Source organism: Croceibacter sp., assembly GCF_002716225.1.
GTDB lineage: Bacteria > Bacteroidota > Bacteroidia > Flavobacteriales > Flavobacteriaceae > Croceibacter > Croceibacter atlanticus.
The window spans coordinates 88,559-110,528 of record NZ_PAZX01000001.1; the positions used below are offsets into that span (position 1 = coordinate 88,559).

General features: G+C 33.3%; 21 protein-coding genes. 17 read left to right on the forward strand and 4 right to left on the reverse strand.

Features of this window, described 5'->3' with window-relative positions; genetic code table 11:
* Nucleotides 1–28 precede the first annotated feature (28 nt).
* Nucleotides 29–2,122 (forward strand): gliding motility outer membrane protein RemB, encoded by a 2,094-nt coding sequence (remB, locus tag CL818_RS00300; protein ID WP_272973245.1) that lies wholly within the window; start codon nt 29–31, stop codon nt 2,120–2,122.
* Nucleotides 2,123–2,126: 4 nt separating this feature from the next.
* Here the strand turns inward: remB and CL818_RS00305 are convergent, their stop codons facing one another.
* Nucleotides 2,127–3,011, reverse strand: a complete 885-nt coding sequence (locus CL818_RS00305) for an MBL fold metallo-hydrolase (RefSeq protein WP_272973246.1) — start codon at nt 3,009–3,011, stop codon at nt 2,127–2,129.
* A gap of 181 nt (nt 3,012–3,192) precedes the next feature.
* Between CL818_RS00305 and cyoE the strand changes: the two genes are divergently transcribed.
* From cyoE to tsaB, 15 genes are all read left to right on the forward strand, one after another.
* Entirely contained in the window at nt 3,193–4,086 is an 894-nt protein-coding gene (cyoE, locus tag CL818_RS00310; protein ID WP_219359943.1) for a heme o synthase, read from the forward strand.
* On the forward strand, nt 4,086–4,664 hold the full coding sequence (locus CL818_RS00315; RefSeq protein ID WP_013186001.1) for a cytochrome c oxidase subunit 3: 579 nt from the start codon (nt 4,086–4,088) through the stop codon (nt 4,662–4,664). The genes cyoE and CL818_RS00315 overlap by 1 nt, the downstream gene beginning before the upstream one ends.
* A 138-nt stretch (nt 4,665–4,802) precedes the next feature.
* Nucleotides 4,803–5,783, forward strand: a complete 981-nt coding sequence (locus CL818_RS00320) for a cytochrome c oxidase subunit 3 (protein WP_013186000.1) — start codon at nt 4,803–4,805, stop codon at nt 5,781–5,783.
* Between the two features lie 18 nt (nt 5,784–5,801).
* Nucleotides 5,802–6,161, forward strand: a complete 360-nt coding sequence (locus CL818_RS00325) for a cytochrome C oxidase subunit IV family protein (protein ID WP_013185999.1) — start codon at nt 5,802–5,804, stop codon at nt 6,159–6,161.
* Nucleotides 6,162–6,300: 139 nt separating this feature from the next.
* Entirely contained in the window at nt 6,301–6,978 is a 678-nt protein-coding gene (locus CL818_RS00330) for a hypothetical protein (protein WP_272973247.1), read from the forward strand.
* 8 nt (nt 6,979–6,986) lie between these two features.
* Entirely contained in the window at nt 6,987–7,718 is a 732-nt protein-coding gene (locus CL818_RS00335) for an SCO family protein (protein ID WP_272973248.1), read from the forward strand.
* Nucleotides 7,702–8,238 carry a DUF420 domain-containing protein gene (locus CL818_RS00340; protein ID WP_013185996.1) on the forward strand — a complete coding sequence of 179 codons (537 nt, stop codon included), beginning with the start codon at nt 7,702–7,704 and terminating at the stop codon, nt 8,236–8,238. Before CL818_RS00335 ends, CL818_RS00340 begins: the two co-directional genes overlap by 17 nt.
* A gap of 11 nt (nt 8,239–8,249) precedes the next feature.
* On the forward strand, nt 8,250–8,480 hold the full coding sequence (locus tag CL818_RS00345; RefSeq protein WP_013185995.1) for a CAMCR motif-containing small membrane protein: 231 nt from the start codon (nt 8,250–8,252) through the stop codon (nt 8,478–8,480).
* Between the two features lie 82 nt (nt 8,481–8,562).
* On the forward strand, nt 8,563–9,264 hold the full coding sequence (locus CL818_RS00350) for an ABC transporter ATP-binding protein (protein ID WP_013185994.1): 702 nt from the start codon (nt 8,563–8,565) through the stop codon (nt 9,262–9,264).
* The gene (locus tag CL818_RS00355; RefSeq protein WP_219359947.1) at nt 9,257–10,501 is read left to right on the forward strand and encodes an ABC transporter permease; all 1,245 of its coding nucleotides are present in this window, start codon (nt 9,257–9,259) and stop codon (nt 10,499–10,501) included. Before CL818_RS00350 ends, CL818_RS00355 begins: the two co-directional genes overlap by 8 nt.
* A gap of 1 nt (nt 10,502) precedes the next feature.
* A complete protein-coding gene (locus CL818_RS00360) occupies nt 10,503–11,762 on the forward strand; it encodes an ABC transporter permease (protein WP_272973250.1) in 1,260 nt (419 codons plus the stop codon).
* A 29-nt stretch (nt 11,763–11,791) separates the two neighbouring features.
* Entirely contained in the window at nt 11,792–12,913 is a 1,122-nt protein-coding gene (locus CL818_RS00365; protein ID WP_272973251.1) for an efflux RND transporter periplasmic adaptor subunit, read from the forward strand.
* Between the two features lie 61 nt (nt 12,914–12,974).
* The gene (locus CL818_RS00370; protein ID WP_286971075.1) at nt 12,975–14,306 is read left to right on the forward strand and encodes a TolC family protein; all 1,332 of its coding nucleotides are present in this window, start codon (nt 12,975–12,977) and stop codon (nt 14,304–14,306) included.
* 4 nt (nt 14,307–14,310) lie between these two features.
* Nucleotides 14,311–15,591: an efflux RND transporter periplasmic adaptor subunit gene (locus CL818_RS00375; RefSeq protein ID WP_286971077.1), complete on the forward strand. Its 1,281-nt coding sequence runs from the start codon at nt 14,311–14,313 to the stop codon at nt 15,589–15,591.
* Between the two features lie 2 nt (nt 15,592–15,593).
* Nucleotides 15,594–16,262, forward strand: a complete 669-nt coding sequence (gene tsaB, locus CL818_RS00380) for a tRNA (adenosine(37)-N6)-threonylcarbamoyltransferase complex dimerization subunit type 1 TsaB (protein WP_286971079.1) — start codon at nt 15,594–15,596, stop codon at nt 16,260–16,262.
* Here tsaB and CL818_RS00385 read toward each other — a convergent pair.
* The 3 genes from CL818_RS00385 to CL818_RS00395 form a co-directional block, all read right to left on the reverse strand.
* The gene (locus CL818_RS00385; RefSeq protein WP_286971081.1) at nt 16,259–17,101 is read right to left on the reverse strand and encodes a mechanosensitive ion channel family protein; all 843 of its coding nucleotides are present in this window, start codon (nt 17,099–17,101) and stop codon (nt 16,259–16,261) included. The two genes, tsaB and CL818_RS00385, sit on opposite strands and share 4 nt — an antisense overlap.
* An 81-nt stretch (nt 17,102–17,182) precedes the next feature.
* Nucleotides 17,183–19,228: a thioredoxin domain-containing protein gene (locus tag CL818_RS00390; protein WP_286971083.1), complete on the reverse strand. Its 2,046-nt coding sequence runs from the start codon at nt 19,226–19,228 to the stop codon at nt 17,183–17,185.
* 92 nt (nt 19,229–19,320) lie between these two features.
* Nucleotides 19,321–19,521 (reverse strand): dodecin family protein, encoded by a 201-nt coding sequence (locus CL818_RS00395; protein ID WP_013185986.1) that lies wholly within the window; start codon nt 19,519–19,521, stop codon nt 19,321–19,323.
* 156 nt (nt 19,522–19,677) lie between these two features.
* On the opposite strand from CL818_RS00395, the gene CL818_RS00400 reads away from it, so the two are divergent.
* Nucleotides 19,678–21,927, forward strand: coding sequence for an inorganic phosphate transporter (locus CL818_RS00400; RefSeq protein WP_286971086.1), 2,250 nt, complete (start codon nt 19,678–19,680; stop codon nt 21,925–21,927).
* Nucleotides 21,928–21,970: the final 43 nt, after the last annotated feature.

A 21,970-nucleotide genomic window follows, 5' to 3' on the forward strand; every position in this document is an offset into this window, starting at 1 on the left:
TGAAAAACCTGAAGTTTTTTTAAGCGCTATGAAGACCTTTTACACCTTATTTTTATTGCTTCCTTTTTTAGTCTGTGCTCAAACAGCAACAACTTCTTCAGAACGCTATCCTGTTTTTAATGAATGTGAATCTGTTGCACTGTCTAATCTTGAGAATTGTTTTGATGCTACTTTAAAATCATTTATCTATTCCAATTTTCAAATACCTGATGGTATTGAAACTAAAGATTTAAAAACAGATGTAACAGTGATTTTTGAAGTGGATACAGAAGGAATCTTTAATGTAATATATACAGAAGCAGTGTATGAAGAGTTACAAGAGGCAACCTTAGCTGTTTTTGAGAAATTACCAAAAATACAACCTGCAAGTTATAATAGTAGAGTTATAGATATGCAATTTCGTATGCCTATAAAACTACCATTGTCAAGAATGTTAAACCCGACAATTAACGAAATAGATAATCCTGTAAAAGCGATTGCAACTGTGTCACCAAACACTATTAAAAATGAGTATGATGATGTAGAGGTGCGTCCGTTTAAAAATAGACAAGCGTCTAGCCAAATAAACATTCCTTTATCACATGAAGTTTATTCTCGTTTTGATGATGACATGAACCAAGTTGGCACCAATAATCATACAGCTTCTAAGCCTTTATTATATAAAGAAGTACAACGCTATTATGATTTTGAGAAAGAAAATAAGAAATTACATTATGATAAATCTTCTTGGTTTGGCAGGAAATTTTTTAATGAACATTTAATTAGGCTTCAAGGAAAAGATTATTGGTTTACGTTAGATGTTGCTGCAGATTTACAGTTGGGAAGAGATTTAGATAGAGATTTAACTACTTATAACAATACAAGAGCTGCAGTTTTTCAAGGAGGTCTAGGAAAGAACTTAAATTTCCACACTGTATTATATGAAAGTCAAGGCCGCTTTGCTGGATATTATAATGATTTTGCAAGGAGTTTAAAGCCAGATGGAGGTAATCCAGCTATCATACCAGGAAGAGGTATTGCAAAAGAGTTTGGAGAAGACGCATTTGACTATCCTATTGCTACAGGATACTTGTCGTATTCACCGTCAAAATTTTTTAATGTGCAGTTTGGGCACGGCAAAAATTTTATAGGTGATGGTTATAGGTCATTATTGTTAAGTGATAATGCAAGCCCTTATCCCTACTTTAAATTAAATACTACATTTTGGAAATTAAAGTATACAAATACTTGGATGTCTCTGCGCGATGTGAGGCCTGCTGTAACTGCAGATGGTTCTTTCAGAACAAAGTATATGGCTAACCATTACTTAAGTATAAATGTGACTAAACGCTTAAATATCGGCTTGTTTGAAAATGTAATTTGGGAAAATGATAATGACAGAGGTTTTGATCTTAATTACTTAAATCCAGTTATATTTTATCGAGCAATTGAGTTTTCAACTGGTTCTCGTGGTGGTAATGCAATAATTGGTTTAACAGGAAAATACAAGTGGAGTGACAGCTTTAATACTTATGCGCAATTATTGATAGATGAGTTTTCTAGCGGAGATATTACAGGTGGTGAGGGCAGTTACAAAAATAAAATAGGTTACCAATTAGGTATAAAATATTTTAATGCATTCAATGTCCCAAATTTAATTGTTCAAGCAGAATATAATCAAGTAAGACCTTATACGTATTCTCACAATAGCATTACTCTTAATTATGGGCACAACAACCAAAGCCAGGCACATTTATGGGGTGCAAATTTTAGAGAGTATATAGGGATTTTACGCTATAAGCATAAGCGCTATTATGGTCTAGGAAAACTTATTTATGGTGAACGAGGTTTTGATTTTAAGGATGGTGTTGTTTATGGTGGTAATATCTTTACAAGTGAAGATGATAGGCCTGCAGATAATGGAAATAATTTGTTGCAAGGTAATAAGGCAACTAGCTTTTATGGCGAGTTAGAATTAGGCTACATTATAAATCCTGCCACTAATTTTAAAGTATACGCTACTGCAATTTATAGAGATTTCTCTGTAGATGAAGATGTGAGCGATGTTATACAAACACAAAATACTGTATGGTTAAACTTTGGTGTTAGGACAGACTTGTTTAATTGGTATTACGATTATTAATTAACTAGTTTTTTTCAGAAGTTAAACTAAGGTAAATGGTTCTTCTCCATTTTTCTGGCGATATAAAAGCACCTTCTGTGTAAAATTTCCCATCAAGATCTTCAGTTAAAGCTCTGTTTTGTGTAACATCTTCCTGAGTAGCGCCACGGTTAATTTCATTTTCAATGCGGGAAATACAAGTGTTGTACATAGCTAATGTTTTTTCTAAATCTGTTTTTGTAGCGCGTTTTCCATGTCCTGGAATAATTTGCGTTTCAGCATTAATAAGCATCAACATGTGTTCTATCGCCTTTTTGGCACCGATAACACTTCCGCCAGAATCTAAATCTATATAAGGATATCTGCTATTAAAGAATACATCTCCGGTGTGTAATACATTTTCTTCAACAAAATAAATAATTGCATCGCCATCTGTATGTGCTGTTTCAGGATGAAAGATTAAAACTTGTGTAGTGTCGAAATATAAATTTAACTCGGTTGAAAAGGTTAAAATTGGTAAGGCTTTTTTAGATGATTTAGCCTTGTCTTCGATACTTTTTAACAAACGGACTCTTGCATTTTTGTGAGCAAAAACAGAAGCGCCTTTATTTACTATATTTTCATTGCCGCCAGTGTGATCGCCGTGATGATGTGTGTTAAGGAGTATTTTAATTGGTTTGGGGCTAATGGTTTTTATTTCCGCAAGAATTTGGGGAGTTAATTTACCAAATTGAGAATCAATCATCAATAAAGCATCTGAATCTTCAAACAATCCTATGTTACCACCTTGTCCGGTAATCATATAAACATGATTAGATAGTTTTTCTGAATTTATAGATACCTTTTGGGAATGCAAAAATAAAGGTGAGCTTAGAAAAATTAATGCCAGTGTGTGGGTTAAGACTTTCATAATTACAATTGTTTGTGAGGTAGGTCGTAAAAAGATTAAGATACTTAATAATTTAAAACTTGCTCTAATAGATTTTTAATATTGAAATACAATACTTTATATTATAAATTTTATAGGCTGTTCATCGTGGCAAAACATCTATAATGCAGTATCTTTGCACCCCAATTGAAAAACTTATTTCTTGGCTGAAACAGCGCTACATAATACGACAACTTCTTGGAGTTCTGACTTTAAGGAAATCACTAAAATGAGATTAGCTATTAGCGTGGTCTTTTCTTCTGTAGCTGGTTATTTTTTAGGCGCCACCGTTTTAGACTTTGTAGATGTTCTGCTTCTTGCAATTGGTGGCTACTTAATGGTTGGAGCATCAAATGCCTATAATCAAGTTATAGAAAAAGATCTTGACGCGTTAATGGATCGCACTAAAAACAGGCCATTGCCAGCAAAGCGAATGAGTGTGCAAATGGCTTTGTTTATAGCTACCGCTTTTGCAATAAGCGGTGTTGCGGTGTTATATTATATAAATCCTAAAACTGCAATGTTTGGTGCATTGTCTATCTTATTATACGTGTTGGTATACACACCTCTAAAAACAAAAACACCTTTAGCCGTATTTGTAGGAGCTTTTCCAGGAGCAATACCATTTATGCTGGGTTGGGTTGCCGCTACAAACGAATTTGGAATAGAACCAGGTACATTATTTATGATACAGTTTTTTTGGCAATTCCCACATTTTTGGGCTATTGGTTGGTGGTTGTATGATGATTACAAAAAAGGAGGTTTTGCAATGTTGCCAACTGGCAAGCGTGACACAAAAACAGCCATACAAGTTATCTTATATACATTCTGGACAGTTTTAATATCATTAGTTCCAGCATTTGGTATGACAGGACGTCTTTATCTAACACCAATAGCAGCTGTTATAATTGGATTGTTAGGAGTGTTTATGATGTATTATGCAATCATGTTATATAAGAAACGAACACCAAAATCTGCAAAGCAATTAATGTTTGCAAGTGTAAGCTATATCACACTGCTTCAAATAATATATGTCTTAGATAAATTTATAAGGTAATGGATTTAACACAAGGAACAGAACAAGAAAAAACAGCACGGTCTAAAAAGATGATGCTTTGGTTTGGCATCATATCTATGGTAATGATGTTTGCGGGATTAACTAGTGCTTATGTAGTAAGTAGTGAGCGTCAAGATTGGTTAAATGATTTTACGCTGCCAGCTTCTTTTATATGGAGTACACTAGCTATTGTAACAAGTAGCATTACTTTATTTATCGCAAAAAAACAACTAAGAGCAAACAACCGCAAAGGAGCAACTTATTCATTATTAGCTACATTGGTGTTGGGAGTAATTTTTGTAGGGCTGCAGTTACAAGGATTTGAAGATATTATTAATTTAGGATTTTATTTTACAGGAAGCGAAAGTTCAATAACAACCTCTTTCATTTATGTACTTGTGTTAGCGCACTTAGCACATATTGCGGCAGGACTAATTGTGCTTTTAGTCTTAATTTATAATCATTTTAAACAACGCTATACAGCAGAGCAAATGCTAGGCTTCGAACTTGGTGCTACATTTTGGCACTTCGTTGATGTTCTGTGGCTTTACCTCTTTGTATTCTTATATTTTTTCTAAGAAAAAGTATGATAATCTTCGTTGAATCAACTCAATGAAAGCGATAAATTAAAAAAATGCCTTGAAAATGCGGTGCAAGCTATTTCGAGAGTACAATAAAAAAGTTATTTTTGCACAACATTAAACCAATTCACGTTTATGGAAGCTACTGCAGTAAGTACTGGCACCGAAGGAAAAACTTGGGGTGGCGGTAATCAACCACTAAAAGCAAGCTATGGCAAGCTAATGATGTGGTTTTTCATCGTTTCTGATGCATTGACATTCTCAGGATTCTTAGCATCATACGGATTTTCCCGTTTTAAATTTATCGATTCTTGGCCAATCGCCGATGAAGTGTTTAATCACTTCCCATTTTTACACGGTGTAGATGCACCTATGTATTATGTGGCATTAATGACCTTTATTCTTATTGGCTCATCTGTTACAATGGTATTAGCGGTTGATGCTGGTCATCACATGAAACAAAAGAAAGTTATTCTTTACATGTTCCTAACTATTATTGGAGGTGCTATTTTCGTAGGATCTCAAGCTTGGGAGTGGAAAAATTTTATTAATGGTGAATATGGAGCCGTTGAAACTCATGGAGGACAAATACTACAGTTTGTAGACAATACAGGTCATCGTGTTGCTTTAGAAAACATTGCTGTTGCAGTTCCTGGAGAAAGAGAACAACACCAAAAGAAAAATGGTGTTTGGTATAATGGTGAAAAAGAATTGCCTACTTACTCAATGAACGAAATCATTAAAGGTTTTGAAGCTAAACCAGAAATTTTGGTGCGCACACAGATCTTAGATGAAAATGGTCAAAAGACAATTCTTTCTAGAGAAGAGTCTTTGGCAAAGTTAAAAGCCGAAGGAAGAAACATAGTAGAAGGTGCTAACCTTAAACATAACGAATATGGTACGCCATTATTTGCAGATTTCTTTTTCTTCATTACAGGATTTCACGGGTTTCACGTATTTTCTGGTGTAATCATAAACATCATTATTTTCTTTAATGTAATCATTGGTACTTATGAAAGAAGAGGTAGCTATGAAATGGTTGAGAAAGTAGGATTATATTGGCACTTTGTAGATTTAGTTTGGGTATTTGTATTCACATTCTTCTACTTAGTATAACACAAAATATTAAACACAATGGCACACGATACAGCACACGGTAAGGATCCAATTAAACGCATTTGGTTTGTATTTGCATTACTTTCTATAGTAACTATAGTTGAGGTTATCCTTGGTATTATAAAACCAGCATTTTTAATAGAGAATACGTTTATTAAAATGAAATTGTTAAACTGGATATTTATCATCCTCACAATTTATAAAGCATATTACATTACTTGGGCATTCATGCACATGGAAGGAGAAACTAAAGGTCTTAGAAGATCTGTAGTTTGGACAGCTATATTTCTTGTATGTTACCTAGTTACAATTCTTCTTGTTGAAGGAGATTATATTTATGAAGTATACAGAACAGGACATCAAGCTTGGGATTTCTAATGTTAAATCCTAAATTATAATATACTAAATGCCCAACAGGAATGTTGGGCATTTCTTTTTTAACAAATGTCTTTAGCTTTTATCTCTATTTGATTAAAATAATGTGACCTCTGTATTGTATTTTTGTGCAAACTAAAATATGCAATTGGAAACTATTAAAGACAACAGGAATAGCCCAGTAAAATATGCTGTACTTATAGCATTGTTTGTATTGCCCTTGGTAATCTATCTACTTTCAGCATCTGGTGAGGGGTTGTTTAATTTGTTGCCGCAGCTTACTAAAGATGTTTCAAATTTAGAAGAGTTTGAAGATCTGGAAGGCAATAAGGTTTCCTTAGATAATAAGATAACCATTCTTGGCTTTTTTGGAGATACACCAGAATCAAAGAAGGGAAATGCCTTAAACCTTAATGAAAAAATATACAAGCGTAATTATAAATTTGATGACTTTCAATTTGTCATATTAATTTCTGAGGAAGGAAAGGATCAAGCTATCGAATTACGTAATAAAATTGAAGCCTATACCTCTACAGAAAAGTGGATTTTTGCGGTAGGTGGTAAAGATGCGATAAGTAACGTTTTTAATAGTTTAAAAACAGATATGTCATTATCGCCTAATTACTCAACACCATATGTATTTATAATAGACAAAGAACAAATTTTAAGAGGTCGTGAAAACGATGAGGATAATGGTTTAATGTATGGTTATAATTCTTCAGATATAGCTGAAATAAGTAATAAGATGGTAGCAGACGTAAAAGTTATATTAGCAGAATATAGAAGAGCTCTTAAGAAATATAATTCAGATAGAAAGTAAGACTTGTTATGAAGAGAAAATACAGTTATATAGGTTTAGGGATCATTATACTAATTTTTGGTATAATAGTAATTCCTAAAATAATTGAGACACTTTCAGAAGGAACAGTTGTAAAAGAGAACAGAACAGAGTCTGTTAAAAATAGTGATCTCGCTTTTGTAACTAGAGATGGTGAGAAGAGAAAAGTACCGCCTTTCAAATTTATAAATCAAGACGGTGATTCAATTACTAATCAAGATTATATTGGAAAAGTATATGTTGCAGAGTTTTTCTTTACTTCTTGTCCTACTATTTGCCCAATTATGAACAGTAACCTTGTGGCGGTAGATCAAGAAATTGAAGATGAAAATTTTGGTATTGCTTCCTTTAGTATAGATCCAAGAAAAGATACGCCAGAGGTTTTAAAAGCTTATGAAAAACAATATGGTATAACCAATCCAAATTGGAATTTAATGACTGGAGATAGAGATGCTATTTATGATTTGGCAAGAACAGGGTTTACAATCTATGCAGAAGAAAACCCAGAAGTTCCTGGAGGATTTGAGCATAGTGGTTATTTTGCATTGGTAGATCAAGAAGGGTATTTAAGATCTCGTAAAGATGAGTTTGGAAACGTTATTATATTTTACAGAGGTTCGGTGCCACAAGGAATAGACCCAACTCAAGCAGATGAAGAACCACAGATTGATATTTTAATTGAAGACATAAAAATTTTATTAGACCATGGCAACAAGAACTAAAACAGACAAAATAGTTATTCCTGTTATAGTAGCACTTTCATTGGTAGTACCATTAGTTGTGTTATTACTTATGAATTTAAATGTGCGTTACAATCTTTTAGGTTTAGAAGTAGGAACATTTCCGTTTTTTCACGCAGTTATAAATGCTTGTACGGCATTATTATTACTAGCTGGATATTTCTTAATAAAAATAGGAGATATGAAATGGCATCGTAATGTCATGATTACAGCATTTGCTCTGTCTTGTGTATTTTTGGTAAGTTATGTAATTTCTAAAATAAGTAACGATCCTGTGCCTTATGGTGGAGAAGGAATTTTAAGACCAATATATTTCTTTATCCTAATTTCTCATATTGTATTATCGGGTATTATTGTGCCTTTAGTGTTATTTACAATGTATAGAGGTTTAAATAAACAATATATTAAGCATAAAAAAGTTGCACGCTGGACCTTTCCAATTTGGTTTTATGTTTCTGTAACTGGTGTTCTTGTATATATATTTATGTTGCCTTATTATTAAACATTTCAAAAATGAAATCCTATAATTATAAACTTTTAGCCGTTATTGCTTTTTGTCTGTTACTACCAATAGTGGCAGATGCTCAGTGTGCTATGTGCCGTGCTGTATTAGAAAGCGAAGGTGATGGTGGTATGGCAAAAGGTATAAATAATGGTATTGTTTACTTAATGATTTTTCCATATCTACTTGTAGGCGGTATAGCTTTTGCTATTTATAAATATAAAAAGCGAAATAAAGCTTAATTCATTTTAACATTTCTATAACACTTTCGCTGTAACAATTCCTAAAGCAATTAGTCTTATTTATAAACTGACTAGCTGCATTATGATTGAAATTACTAACCTTCACAAGTCCTACAAAACTGGAGCAAACTCTTTGCATGTTCTTAAAGGAATTAACTTTTCTGTAAAAGAAGGAGAGCTTGTATCTATAATGGGATCTTCTGGTTCAGGAAAATCTACATTACTTAATATCTTAGGAATGCTAGATGAAGCAGATGAGGGCTCTTATATGCTAGACAATGTTCCTATTAAGAACTTAAACGAGAAGATAGCAGCTAAATACCGTAATAAATTTTTAGGGTTCATATTTCAATCCTTTAATCTAATTGGATACAAGACAGCACTTGATAATGTAGCAATGCCATTGTACTATCAAGGTATGAAGCGTAATGAGCGTATAGATAGATCTATGGCTTACCTTGAAAAAGTGGGGCTAGCAGATTGGGCTACACACTTGCCAAATCAATTATCTGGTGGTCAAAAACAACGTGTTGCCATTGCTAGAGCACTAGCAAGTGATCCTAAAGTGTTGTTGGCAGATGAGCCTACAGGAGCTTTAGATACTAAAACATCTTACGAAGTCATGGATCTTATTCAAGGTATTAATGACGAGGGAAAAACAATTCTTGTTGTTACGCATGAAGATGATATTGCTCACATGACTAAACGAATAGTAAACTTAAAAGATGGCCTTATTATAGATGATAGTAAGGTAAACCAAGTAAAAGCTATTCAGCATGTTTAATATTGAACGTTGGCAAGAAATATTTCAAACAATAGCAAAAAATAAACTCCGTACGTTTTTAACAGGAGTATCTGTAGCGTCTGGTATTTTCATCTTAGTTATTCTTCTAGGTTTTGGCCAAGGCATGGAAAATGGAATTTCTAAAGAGTTTCAAAATGATGCTTCTAATAGAATAAGTGTTTGGTCTGGAGTTACTACTGTGGAGCATAAAGGATTAAATCCTGGTCGCTTCATACAGATGAAGAATAAAGATTTTGAATTCATCACAAAGAAGTATTCAGATAAAATTGAAAACAAATCATCACTTTATAGAATTTGGAATGGTCTCGCAACCTATGGTAAAGAAAGTGGTAGTTACCGCGTTGAAGGTGTACATCCAGATTACCAATTCTTAGAAAATGAAACTTTAACAGCAGGAAGATATCTTAACCAAAATGATATAGATCATAACGAAAAAGTTGTGGTGCTAGGTCATAAAGTTAAACGCGATCTTTTTAAAGAAGATGATGCAATTGGAAAACAATTACAAGTTTCTGGTGTAAACTTTAAAGTTGTAGGTGTGTATACAGATCCTGGCGGAGAACGTGAAGAAGCTCGTATCTTTTTACCAATTACGACTTCTCAAAAAGTTTTTAATGGAGGTAACATTATAAGAAACATGGCATTTACGCTTCAGCCAAAAGAAAATTTTGAGGAAGCGTTAATTGAAAGTGAACAATTTTCAGCAGAAATTCAAGACTACTTAAAACAAGTACATACCATTGCTCCAAATGATATGAGTGCCATAAATGTGAACAATACATTAGAGCAAACAAAACGCTTTTACGATTTAATTTGGATGATACGCACCTTCTTTTGGGGTGTGGGCATATGTACCATTATTGCAGGAGTTGTTGGTGTAAGTAATATCATGCTCATAATTGTAAAAGAGCGCACTAGAGAGATAGGTGTAAGAAAAGCACTTGGCGCACAACCGTGGTCTATTATAGGAATGATTCTTCATGAATCAATTTTTGTAACCGCAATTGCCGGTTTTACAGGCTTGGTGTTTAGTATGGCACTTTTAGAAATTATAGGGCCAAACATCGAGATGGATTATATTTTAAATCCTTCTGTAAATTTTAATGTGGCAATTACAACCGTATTTATTTTAATAATTGCAGGAGCAATTGCAGGCTTTTTTCCTGCGTGGAGAGCAGCTAGTATTAAACCTATTGAAGCCTTAAGAGACGAATAATATGTTTAGCAAAGACCGTTGGGATGAAATCATAGAAGCCTTAAGCAGTAATTGGTTTAGAACCATACTTACAGCCTTTGGAGTACTTTGGGGTATTTTCATATTGGTTGTATTGCTGGCGGCAGGTAAAGGTCTGGAAAATGGAGTAAAGTCAGATTTTGGAGGCATTGCTACTAACACCATGTTTATGTGGACCCAAGGTATTAGCAAACCTTATAAAGGCTTACCTAAAGGCAGACAGTTTAATTATAAAACAGACGATGTTCAAGCAATTAGAGATAATGTACCTAACCTAAGATTTATTTCTCCTAGAAATCAATTAGGAGGTTTTGGGAGTACAAACAATGTGGTAAGAGGATTAAAAACAGGAGCCTTTAATGTGTATGGAGATTATCCAGAAATCATTCAACAGGAGCCAATGGATATTACCAGTGGTCGTTTTATAAACTATGGAGATATAGAGGAAAAGCGTAAAGTAGCTATAATTGGCGAAGGCGTAAAAACAGCAATGTATGGGTTTGCGGAAGATCCATTAGGAACATACATAAAGATTAATGGTGTAAACTTTATGGTTATAGGTACCTACAAAAAGAAAGGTGGAAATGGTGATGCAGAAGAAGAACAGAAACAAATTTATGTGCCGTTTACTACGTTTTCTCAAGCTTTTAATAGAGGAAACAATGTAGGTTGGATGGCCATAACAGCAGAAGATGGCTCATCTATCACAGAAATAAAACCTCAAATATTCGAGCTTTTAAAAGAACGACATACTATACATCCAGAAGATGACAGAGCTATAGGAAACTTTGACCTTTATGAGCAGTTTAGTAAAGTTAATGGGTTGTTTATAGCCTTGCGTTTTGTCGCTTATTTTGTGGGAATACTAGTATTGTTATCAGGTATTATAGGTATAAGTAACATTATGCTAATTGTAGTAAAAGAACGCACAAAAGAGATTGGTGTAAGAAGAGCTTTGGGGGCTACACCTTGGAATATAAGAGGTCAAATACTTATGGAGTCTATTGTGCTAACTATAATTTCTGGAATGTTGGGAATTGCTTTTGCAACATTAGTAATTTATGGTGCTAACCAGATGTTGGAGGCAAATGGACCTGTAGACATGTTTGCAAATCCGTCTGTAAACCTAACAGTAGTATTAATAGCATTAACCATACTTGTAGTTTCTGGATTATTAGCAGGACTCATACCAGCTCAAAACGCCATTAAAATTAAACCAGTAGACGCATTGCGTACAGAATAAAACTAACAATTAATAATCAATCAACTCCAATGAAAAAATCTGTAACCATTATCATCCTAATAGTTATTGCATTAGGTTTCAGCATTTCTTTGTATTACCTCTATAGCAAAAATCAAGAGGACCCTATTATTTATACAACAGAAACGCCAACTACAGAAACTATAGTTAAGCAAACAGTGGCTACGGGTAGCATTGTGCCAAAAGAAGAAATATTAATAAAGCCTAATATTTCTGGAATTATAGATGAAGTAGCTATTGAAGCTGGAGATATTGTTAAGCAAGGAGATCTTATTGCTAAGCTTAAAATTGTGCCTAATGTAAATAATTTAGCAAGTAGTAAAAATCAAATTTCTACAGCTAAAATAGCATTAGACAATCAGAAAAAAATCTACGACCGTCAAAAAGCGTTGTTTGATAAAGGTGTAATTTCTGCAAATGAATTTGACCAGGCAAACACAAGTTACCTTCAGGCTAAGCAAACTTATGATGCTGCCAACCAAACTTATCAGATAGTTAAAACAGGTTCTGCAAGAGGATTAGGTGTTTCCGCAAATACAGAAATTAGAGCTACCGTTGCAGGAATGGTATTAGATGTGCCTGTTAAAACAGGAAATCAGGTTATTGAGAGTAACAACTTTAATGATGGGACAACAATTGCAACATTGGCAAATGTTAATAATATGATTTTTGAAGGAAAGGTAGATGAAAGCGAAGTTGGAAAAGTATCTGAAGGCTTACCGTTAGAAATAACAGTTGGTGCTATTGAAAATAAAACCTTCGATGCAGTTTTAGACTACATAGCTCCTAAAGGTGTAAGTGAAAATGGTGCTATTCAATTTGAGATAAAAGGAACGCTACAAAAGCAAGATTCAACATTTATACGTGCAGGATTAAGTGCCAATGCCTCAATTATTTTGGCAAAAGCAGAAAACGTCCTTGCTATAAAAGAAGCCCTAGTTCAATATGACCCTAAGACACAGTTACCGTTTGTAGAAATTGAAACTGGAGAACAGTCTTTTGAGCGTAGAGATGTAAAATTAGGAATATCCGACGGTATAAATGTTGAAGTNTTAGAAGGATTATCAAAAGACGACAAGATTAAAGTTTGGAACCAAGTGAAGCCAGTACAGGGTTTTAACGGAAGAGGATAATTTTTTTATTCAATCTGTAACTATTTATTAAAACATAGACTTATTAATTAAGATNACCATTATGAAAGGATTCTTTAGTATAGTATGTATCGTTTTGTTTGCCGTTTCTGGACAAGCACAAGATAAAACATGGACATTGGCAGAATGTATTAATTACGCTCTGGAAAACAACATATCCATTAAACAAAGTGAATTAAACTTAGAGGCTGCAGAAATAGATAAGAGCGATGCGATAGGTAATTTTTTACCATCAATTAATACAAGTGCTTCACTATCTAAAAATACAGGTTCAAGTATTAACCCAGTTACTAACACATTTGAAAATACCTCATTTACATCTGCTACAGGTGGCATAAACGCAGGATTAACATTGTTCGATGGGTTAAGAAATTTTAGACAGCTACAACGATCTAAGCTTAACAGACTTGCTAGTCAATATTCATTAGACAAAATGAAGGATGATATTTCATTATTCGTAGCTAATGCTTACTTGCAAGTATTGTTTAATAAAGAAACTGTAAATGTGCTTAGCTCTCAAAATGAAATTACCATTCAGCAGTTGGAGCGTACACAAGAATTGGTTGATGCTGGATCTTTACCAGCAGGAGACCTCTTAGAAATTAGAGCTACAAATGCAGATGAGAAACAACGCTTAATAGTTGCTAAGAATAATGTAAGAATTGCATTAGTAAGCTTAGCACAAACACTTTTAATTAAAGATTACGATAATTTTCAAATTGCAGATGATGACTATAATATTATAGATGATGGTTTATTAAGTAAGCCAGTTTCAGTTATCATAGCACAAGCAGAAGAAGAGCGTAATGAGGTTAAGCTTGCAGAGCAAAATAAAGCTATAGCAGAGAAAGATGTAGAGATTGCAAAAGGAGCATATCTTCCTACACTAAGTGCATTCTTTCAATATAACACGCGTTGGGCAGATAATGATTTCTTTAACCGAGACTTTAGAACTCAACTTTATGAAAATGATGGTTTAGGTTATGGGTTGCAATTAAGCTTACCTATATTAAATGGTTTTGCTACAAAAAACTCTGTTAAGAGAAGTAAGATAAATGTACTTAGAGCAGAATATAACTTAGAGCAAGCAAAACTAGANTTAGAGTCTAACGTGTATCAAGCCTATGTAGATGCAGAAGGAGCTAAAGAAGCATATGAAGCTGCCTTGGTAGCATTAGAAAGTCAATCACAAGCCAATACATANGCGCAAGAGCGTTTTGATGTTGGCCTAACAAATGCTTTCGATTTTAGCCAAAGTAAAATACGTTTGCAAAACGCAGAGATTGAAGCAAAACGTACTAAGTACGATTATATTTTTAAACTTAAAGTCTTGGAACTCTACTTTGGGGTACCTGCTTCAGAATTAAAATTCTAGNATTATGAAAAAAAAGACACTCTACTTATTATTAGGTGGTTTAGCACTAATGGCAATCCTAGTAGTAGGTTCAAAATCTGGCTGGTTTGGTAAGAAAGGCGATTTTGAGACTGTNGAAGTAGCAACTATTGAAACTATAAACATTACTGAAACAGTTTCTGCTACTGGAAAAATACAACCAGANGTAGAAGTTAATCTTTCTTCTGAAGTTTCTGGAGAAATTATCGAACTACCAGTAAAAGAAGGGCAATCTGTTGAAAAAGGAGATTTGTTGGTTAAAATAAATCCAGANTTAATTCAATCTGCATTAAATCAATCTCAAGCAGCTTTATCTAATACAAGAGCTGGCTTAGAGCAAGCAAATGCAAGTTTAAAAGAAGCAGAGTCAAATTATAACAGAAACAAGACTTTGTTCGACAAAGGCATAATCTCTAAAGCAGAATGGGATCGTGTAGTATCTACATATGAAGGTGCTCAAGCAGCAAAACAATCTGCATATTATTCTGTACAAAGTGCCTCTGCAAATGTTTCTCAAGCTAGAGACAACTTAAACAGAACTACAATTTATGCACCAAGAAGTGGTACAATCTCAAAACTAAGTGTCGAGTTGGGTGAGCGTGTGGTTGGTACACAACAAATGGCTGGTACAGAAATTATGCGTGTAGCAAACCTTGCAAATATGGAGGTTGAGGTAGATGTAAATGAAAATGATATTGTAAAAGTTAATGTAGGAGACTCAACNATTGTTGAGGTAGATGCATACCTNAAAAAAGAATTTAAAGGTATTGTTACAGAGATTGCAAACTCTGCAGATAANGCATTAACTGCAGATCAGGTAACTAACTTTAAGGTTAAAGTGCGCATTTTAGAAGAGTCTTATAAAGATTTNATNGAAGATAAGCCAGAAGGATTTTCACCGTTTAGACCTGGTATGACAGCTACGGTTGATATTATAACAAAAAAACGAGAAGATATTATTGGTGTNCCAATTAGTGCTATTGTTATTAAGACAGATACCTCTTCAGGCAAAAAGAGCAGAAAAGAAAAAATGGAGATTAAGTCTTCTGAAGAGCAACGTTTTGAGTGTGTGTTTATAGCTAAAGATGGTAAAGCAAAACTTAGAGTTGTAAAAACAGGTATTCAAGACGACACAAATATTGAAATTTTATCTGGCCTATCTGCTGGAGAAGAAGTTATAGTTGGTCCATACACAACTGTTACTAAAAATTTAGATAATGGTGAGGCTATAGAGCGCCAATCTCCTAATCAAGAAAAAGACGAGTAATTGTGGCATTAATTCTTAGTATAGAAACCTCTACAACAAACTGTTCTGTAGCTTTAGGAAAAGATGGTGTTCTTGTTTCCTTAAAGGAAGATTATAATGATCAATACTCTCATGCAGAACGATTGCATGTGTTTATAATGGAAATTCTTGAGGAAAATAAAAAGAAACTTTCAGAGCTAGATGCTATTGCTATAAGTAAAGGACCAGGTTCTTATACTGGATTAAGAATAGGTGTAAGTACAACTAAAGGATTATGTTTTTCTTTAGACAAACCCCTAATNTCAATTGGTACTTTAAATTCTTTAGCGCATCAAATAAATAGTGACGGCCTCATTGTACCAATGCTTGATGCTAGGAGAATGGAGGTTTTTAGTTCAATATATAACTCAGATTTTAAATTACAGCGAGAAATTGANGCTCAGATACTAGATGAGGCTTCTTTTGTTGAAGANCTAAATCTTGGNAAAGTAACATTTGTAGGTAATGGTGCTCCTAAATTTAAAGAGGTTTGTAAACATCCTAATGCTGTATTTGTAAATAAATTGCCTTCTGCAAGAGAAATGGTACCATTGGCTGAAGCAAAATATAAAAGCGACACCTTTGAGGATGTCGCTTATTTTGAGCCTTTTTATTTAAAGGATTTTGTAGCTGGAAAGAAAAAAGCAAACTAGCTTTTTACGTCTTCCGCATACATGTGTACGTCTCTTTGTGGATAAGGAATAGATATGCCTGCTGCTTCTAATCGAGCTTTTCCTTCTTCTAAGATATGCCATCTTAACGCCCAGAAATCATCATTTAAAGCCCAATATCTTAAAGATAAATTTACAGAGCTATCTGCTAATTCTGCAAGGACAATCATTGGTGCAGGTTCTGCCATTACAGTTTCTTGCTCTAACGTAAGTTTNAGTAAAATGTCTTTTGCAAGCTTTACATCATCATCATAAGAAATACCAAAAACAAGGTTTTCTCTACGTTTTCCCTCTTCTGTATAATTTATAATGTTGTCGTTTGAAAGTTTTCCATTAGGAATAATAGCTAATTGATTTCCGAACGTAAGCAATTTTGTATTAAAGATAGAAATCTCTTTTACNGTACCTTCTATACCTTGGCCNTTAATAAAATCGCCAACTTTAAAAGGTTTTAATAGTAAAATAAGAACACCACCAGCAAAATTTGCTAAAGAACCTTGTAATGCCAAACCTATAGCTAAACCTGCAGCACCAATAATAGCTACAAAAGAAGAGGTTTGTACTCCAAGTTGAGAAACAACAGTTACAAATAATAAGACTTTAAGCGCCCAATTGGTTAAGCTTAATAAAAAGTTCTCNAANGTAGGATCNTAATCTTTTTTCAAGAAGAATTTTCTTAACCATCCGGTAGTNATTTTTATAATCCACCAACCAACTATAAAAATTACAATTGCCAATAAGATATTTGGTAAGTAGCCTAAAACCTTATCAAAATATTTTGATATAATTTCATCGTAGTTTTTAATNTTTTCTAAATCCATAGGTATGTACTAATTTTTTTGCAAAGGACTAATTTTTACAGCGTATAACCATATAACTAGCGTTAAGGTTTATTTAAAACCCTACTCAAGACATTGCNTTACAGCACTAGAAACTTTATCTGTAGGTACATTACATGTGTTGTCTTTACAAACGTATATTAGTGTTTGCTCATCTNCATATCTATTTTTAAATATNAAAAGATCATTATTTTCCTTTTCTGTAGCTGCTGTTATACTGTTTGGGATATAATTTAAATTTAAGTCTTTAACGNAGTTGCTTGCATTTTTNCCCGTAATGACAATCTCATGGTAAGGGAAGCTAAAATTCATNATGACGTCTAACCAATTAGAATAGCCNCTNGCATAAGTCTTAGCATCTTGTAATACTGTTTTTANTTGTTGTTCTGCTATTTCTTTGTAAGATTTTATGCCTAATAAATGNGATAGTTTAAAAAGGTTTTTAGCCATTGTAGAGTTAGATGCCGGAATAACATTGTCTTGCTGCTCTATAGGTCTTGTTACTAGTGCGTCATCTAAATTAGAATTGAAGTAAAATATATGCTGTTCCTCATCATAAAAGTGTTTNAGAGCATATGTAGTTAATTCTTCAGCTTTTNNAAGCCACTTACTATTAAAAGTAACTTCAAATAAAGATATAAAAGCCTCAATTGTAAATGCATAATCTTCGAGATAGCCATTTATCTTGGCTTCATTTTTATTATAGCTATGAGTTAAGCTACCATCTTTCTGAAGCATTTTATCCAGTATAAAATTTGAAGCTTTAAGGGCTATTTCTAAATAATCATTTATTTGAAATGCTTTATAAGCATCTATGTAGCCATTTATCATCAAAGCATTCCAGGATGTTAAAGATTTGTCGTCTAAACGTGGTTGTGCTCTTTTTTGACGGTTATTGTTTAAAAGAGCTTTCCAGGAANTTAATTTTTNATCTAGAGTAGATAATGGAATAGAAAAATCATTAGCTATCTCGCTATTAGATTTGGTTCTTATTAGTACATAATTATTGTGTTCCCAATGTCCATATTCATTAATGTTATAATAGGCTTCAAACAACGGATAATCTTCATTTAATAACNATTTTAATTCAGCTTTAGTCCAAACATAAAAAGCGCCTTCCTCTAACNTGCCTTCAGTATTAAGACTATCCGCATCTAGAGAAGAGTAAAACGAACCGTTGTCTCTTGTTAGTTCTGTTTCAATAAAATTAAGGGTGTTTGTTACAACAATTTTATACCAAGGATCTTTTGTGAGCGTATAAGCTTTTGAATATAAACTAACCAGCTGCGCATTGTCATAAAGCATTTTTTCAAAATGTGGCACGTGCCATTTAGANTCTACAGCGTATCTTGAAAAACCACCACCAATATGATCATACACACCACCATAAGATATCTTGTTTAATGTAAGTATTACATAATCNAACAAAGATTTGTCTTTAGTTTGATGAGCATACCTAAGTAAAAATTNGTAATTGTTNGGCATCATAAACTTTGGAGANCGTTGTGTNCCNCCATAGGTATAATCAAACTGGTTAGACCAAGTTTTNAGGGAGTCTTTTAAAAANGCTTTNGNTATATCTGTNTTTGAGTCACTTTTAGTAACTAAAGAAACCTGTGCCATACCTTTAGATAGCTTTTCTGCATATGTAANCATATGTTCTGGGTTGCTCCTATATANATCTGCTANTTGATGTAAACTTCCTTTCCATTGTTTTTTTGGCAAATATGTTGCACCCCAAATTGGTCTGCCATCTGGCAAGGCTACAATATTTAGTGGCCAACCACCTTGTCCTGTCATTAGTTGGAGTGCCTTCATGTAAACTTGATCCACATCAGGACGTTCTTCTCTATCTACCTTAATGTTTATGAAATTAGCATTCATTACTTCTGCAACAGATATATCTTCAAAACTTTCGTGTTCCATAACATGGCACCAATGGCAAGCAGCATAGCCAATACTTATTAAAATAAGTTTGTTGTCTTCCTTTGCTTTATTTAAAACTTTNGAAGACCAACCTACCCAGTTTACAGGATTATTAGCGTGTTGCAGTAAATAAGGGCTAGTTTCCTTAGAGAGTAAATTATTTGTATTAATTTTTGAAGACATAATGCTGTAAATTGAAAAGCAACTTAGGTTTGTTGAACAAAAAAACGCCCCTAAGGATAGTTAGGAACGTTAGTTTAANTGTTTANTATTTGTTAATCTACCTCGAAGGTAATTTTTGCATTTACTCTAAACTCTGTAATTTCATCGCCTTTAACAACTGCATTTTGCTCGTTAATATAGACAGATCTTATGTTTTTTACAGACTTCCCTGCGTGCTTAACTGCTTTTCTAGCAGCGTCTTCCCAGCTTTTATCAGAATTTGCTAAGACTTCAATAACTTTTAAAACAGACATAATTTTTGTGTTTAAGATTTATATTGGTTTCATAGGTAAGATACAAAAAATCATATGCTTAGAAGAAATGTGTTTCTGCTTAATGTTTTATTAACTTAGTAAGCTGTTAAAAGTTATAAAAATGTATGACTTTTGCCGAATTATTGAATATACACTATGGACAATATTTATATTATCATGCTTGTGGCATTATTTGCCTTNGCTATCACAGATTTAGTAGTAGGTGTTAGTAATGATGCTGTTAACTTTCTAAACTCTGCAATTGGCTCTAAGGCAATTTCAATGCGTACTATCATGATTGTTGCTAGTATAGGTGTGGCAGTTGGTGCCATATTTTCTAGTGGTTTAATGGAAGTTGCTAGAAAAGGGATTTTCTTGCCTNGCATGTTTTATTTTGATGAGATCATGGTCATATTTACGGCCGTCATGCTCACAGATGTGCTCCTCTTAGACTTTTTTAACTCCTTNGGATTGCCAACATCTACTACAGTTTCTATTGTTTTTGAATTGTTAGGAGCTGCTGTGGCAATGGGTTTTATAAAAATATACCAGTCAGATGATAGTTTTGCACTGATATACCAATACATAAATACAGANAAAGCTACAGAAATAATTGTAGGAATATTGCTCTCTGTCGTCATTGCTTTCTCAATAGGTGCGCTTGTGCAATATTTGTCCAGAGTTGTATTTACATTTAAATATGAAAAGAAGATAAAGCTTTTCGGAGCTTTATTTGGTGGAGTTTCTATGACTGCTATTACATACTTTATTCTTATTAAAGGAATGAAGACAATTAGCTTTATTTCTGATGATATTAAGGCTTACATTAATGAAAACACGCTAATCATAATCGGGATTAGTTTTGTTATTTGGGCCTTAATTTCACAAGTATTAATGAAAGTATTTAAGATAGATATTCTTAAGGCTATTATTGTTGTAGGTACTTTCGCTTTNGCATTGGCTTTTGCAGGTAATGATCTTGTAAACTTTATTGGTGTGCCAATTGCAGCNTGGCAATCTTATGATATTTATATTAGTTCTGGTGTTCCAGCTAATGAACTTATAATGTCTGGTTTAGCAGGTTCTGTTGAAACTCCAGAATTTCTTTTGATACTTGCAGGAGCAATCATGGTTATTACCTTGTGGTTTTCTAGTAAAGCACGTTCTGTTGTGGATACTGGAGTAAATTTATCTAGACAAGGTGAAGGTGTCGAGAAGTTTTCACCTAACTTTTTGTCAAGAACTATTGTAAGATATTCTGTATTGTTAGGAGCAGCTTTAGAAACAGTAATTCCTAAAAAAGTACAGGAAACTATAGATTCTAAATTTGAAAAAGTAGAAATACCTAAATCTAAAAAGTTAGAAGCACCAGCTTTTGATATGGTGAGAGCTTCTATAAATCTAGTAGTTGCAAGTATTCTAATTTCTATAGGAACAAATTTAAAATTACCACTATCTACAACCTACGTAACCTTTATGGTAGCAATGGGTACATCTTTGGCAGATAGAGCTTGGGATAGAGAAAGCGCTGTGTATAGGGTTGCAGGTGTTGTAAATGTTGTTGGCGGTTGGTTTGTAACTGCTATTGTTGCATTTATTGCAGCAGCTGTTTTTTCNAGCATACTTTATTTTGGAGGTTTAGTAGCATTAGTCTTATTAATTATTNTGGCAGTAGCTCTTATAGTAAGAAGTGCAATGGCTCACAAGAAAAAAGTAAGAGAAGAAAAGGCTGTTAAGCATTATAATTTAAGTGATATCATTACTATTAATGAAATNACTAATGATACTTCAAATAATATTTCTAGTGTTTTAAGTGGTATTAATAAAAGTTACTCAGGCGTTGTAACNAANTTAGGATATCATGACCTTAGTAAACTTAAAAAAGAAAACAAGAGAGTTGGTAAATTAGTAAAAGAGGTAGATGAGCTAAAAGGCAATATATTTTACTTTATAAAATCTTTAGATGATAATAATATAGGAGCAAGTCAATTCTATATTCATATTGCAGACCATTTACATGATATGGTTCATTCAACTAAAACCATTACTAACAATAGTTACAATCACGTAAATAATAATCATAAGAATCTTAAGTTTAATCAGATAAGAGAACTTAAGGGTATTGATAAGAAGATGCAGGTTCTTTTTGATGATATTACAAATACATTTGACTCTCACTCTTTTGAACGTATAAATGTTATTATAGATGACAAACAAGAGTTGTTAAACCATGTTTCAGATTTAATACAGAAACAAATTACTCGCATACGTACTTCAGAGACAAGTCCTAAGAATACAAAACTGTACTTTGGTATTCTTTTAGAAACTAAAGACCTTATAGTGTCTACTATGAATCTATTACANTTATTTCAAGAGTTTTATAATGATGCTAGGCGTACATTATAANCTTAAATAAGAACCCCCAAAAAAAAGCCTCTTGAAATTTCAA

Bases quoted from the DNA above. Each gene is read 5' to 3' on its own strand.
- remB (WP_272973245.1), top strand. From the start codon at position 29: ATGAAGACCTTTTACACCTTATTTTTATTGCTTCCTTTTTTAGTCTGT.
- CL818_RS00305 (WP_272973246.1), bottom strand. From the start codon at position 3,011: ATGAAAGTCTTAACCCACACACTGGCATTAATTTTTCTAAGCTCACCT.
- CL818_RS00315 (WP_013186001.1), top strand. From the start codon at position 4,086: ATGGATTTAACACAAGGAACAGAACAAGAAAAAACAGCACGGTCTAAA.
- CL818_RS00320 (WP_013186000.1), top strand. From the start codon at position 4,803: ATGGAAGCTACTGCAGTAAGTACTGGCACCGAAGGAAAAACTTGGGGT.
- CL818_RS00325 (WP_013185999.1), top strand. From the start codon at position 5,802: ATGGCACACGATACAGCACACGGTAAGGATCCAATTAAACGCATTTGG.
- CL818_RS00330 (WP_272973247.1), top strand. From the start codon at position 6,301: ATGCAATTGGAAACTATTAAAGACAACAGGAATAGCCCAGTAAAATAT.
- CL818_RS00335 (WP_272973248.1), top strand. From the start codon at position 6,987: ATGAAGAGAAAATACAGTTATATAGGTTTAGGGATCATTATACTAATT.
- CL818_RS00340 (WP_013185996.1), top strand. From the start codon at position 7,702: ATGGCAACAAGAACTAAAACAGACAAAATAGTTATTCCTGTTATAGTA.
- CL818_RS00345 (WP_013185995.1), top strand. From the start codon at position 8,250: ATGAAATCCTATAATTATAAACTTTTAGCCGTTATTGCTTTTTGTCTG.
- CL818_RS00350 (WP_013185994.1), top strand. From the start codon at position 8,563: ATGATTGAAATTACTAACCTTCACAAGTCCTACAAAACTGGAGCAAAC.
- CL818_RS00355 (WP_219359947.1), top strand. From the start codon at position 9,257: ATGTTTAATATTGAACGTTGGCAAGAAATATTTCAAACAATAGCAAAA.
- CL818_RS00360 (WP_272973250.1), top strand. From the start codon at position 10,503: ATGTTTAGCAAAGACCGTTGGGATGAAATCATAGAAGCCTTAAGCAGT.
- CL818_RS00395 (WP_013185986.1), bottom strand. From the start codon at position 19,521: ATGTCTGTTTTAAAAGTTATTGAAGTCTTAGCAAATTCTGATAAAAGC.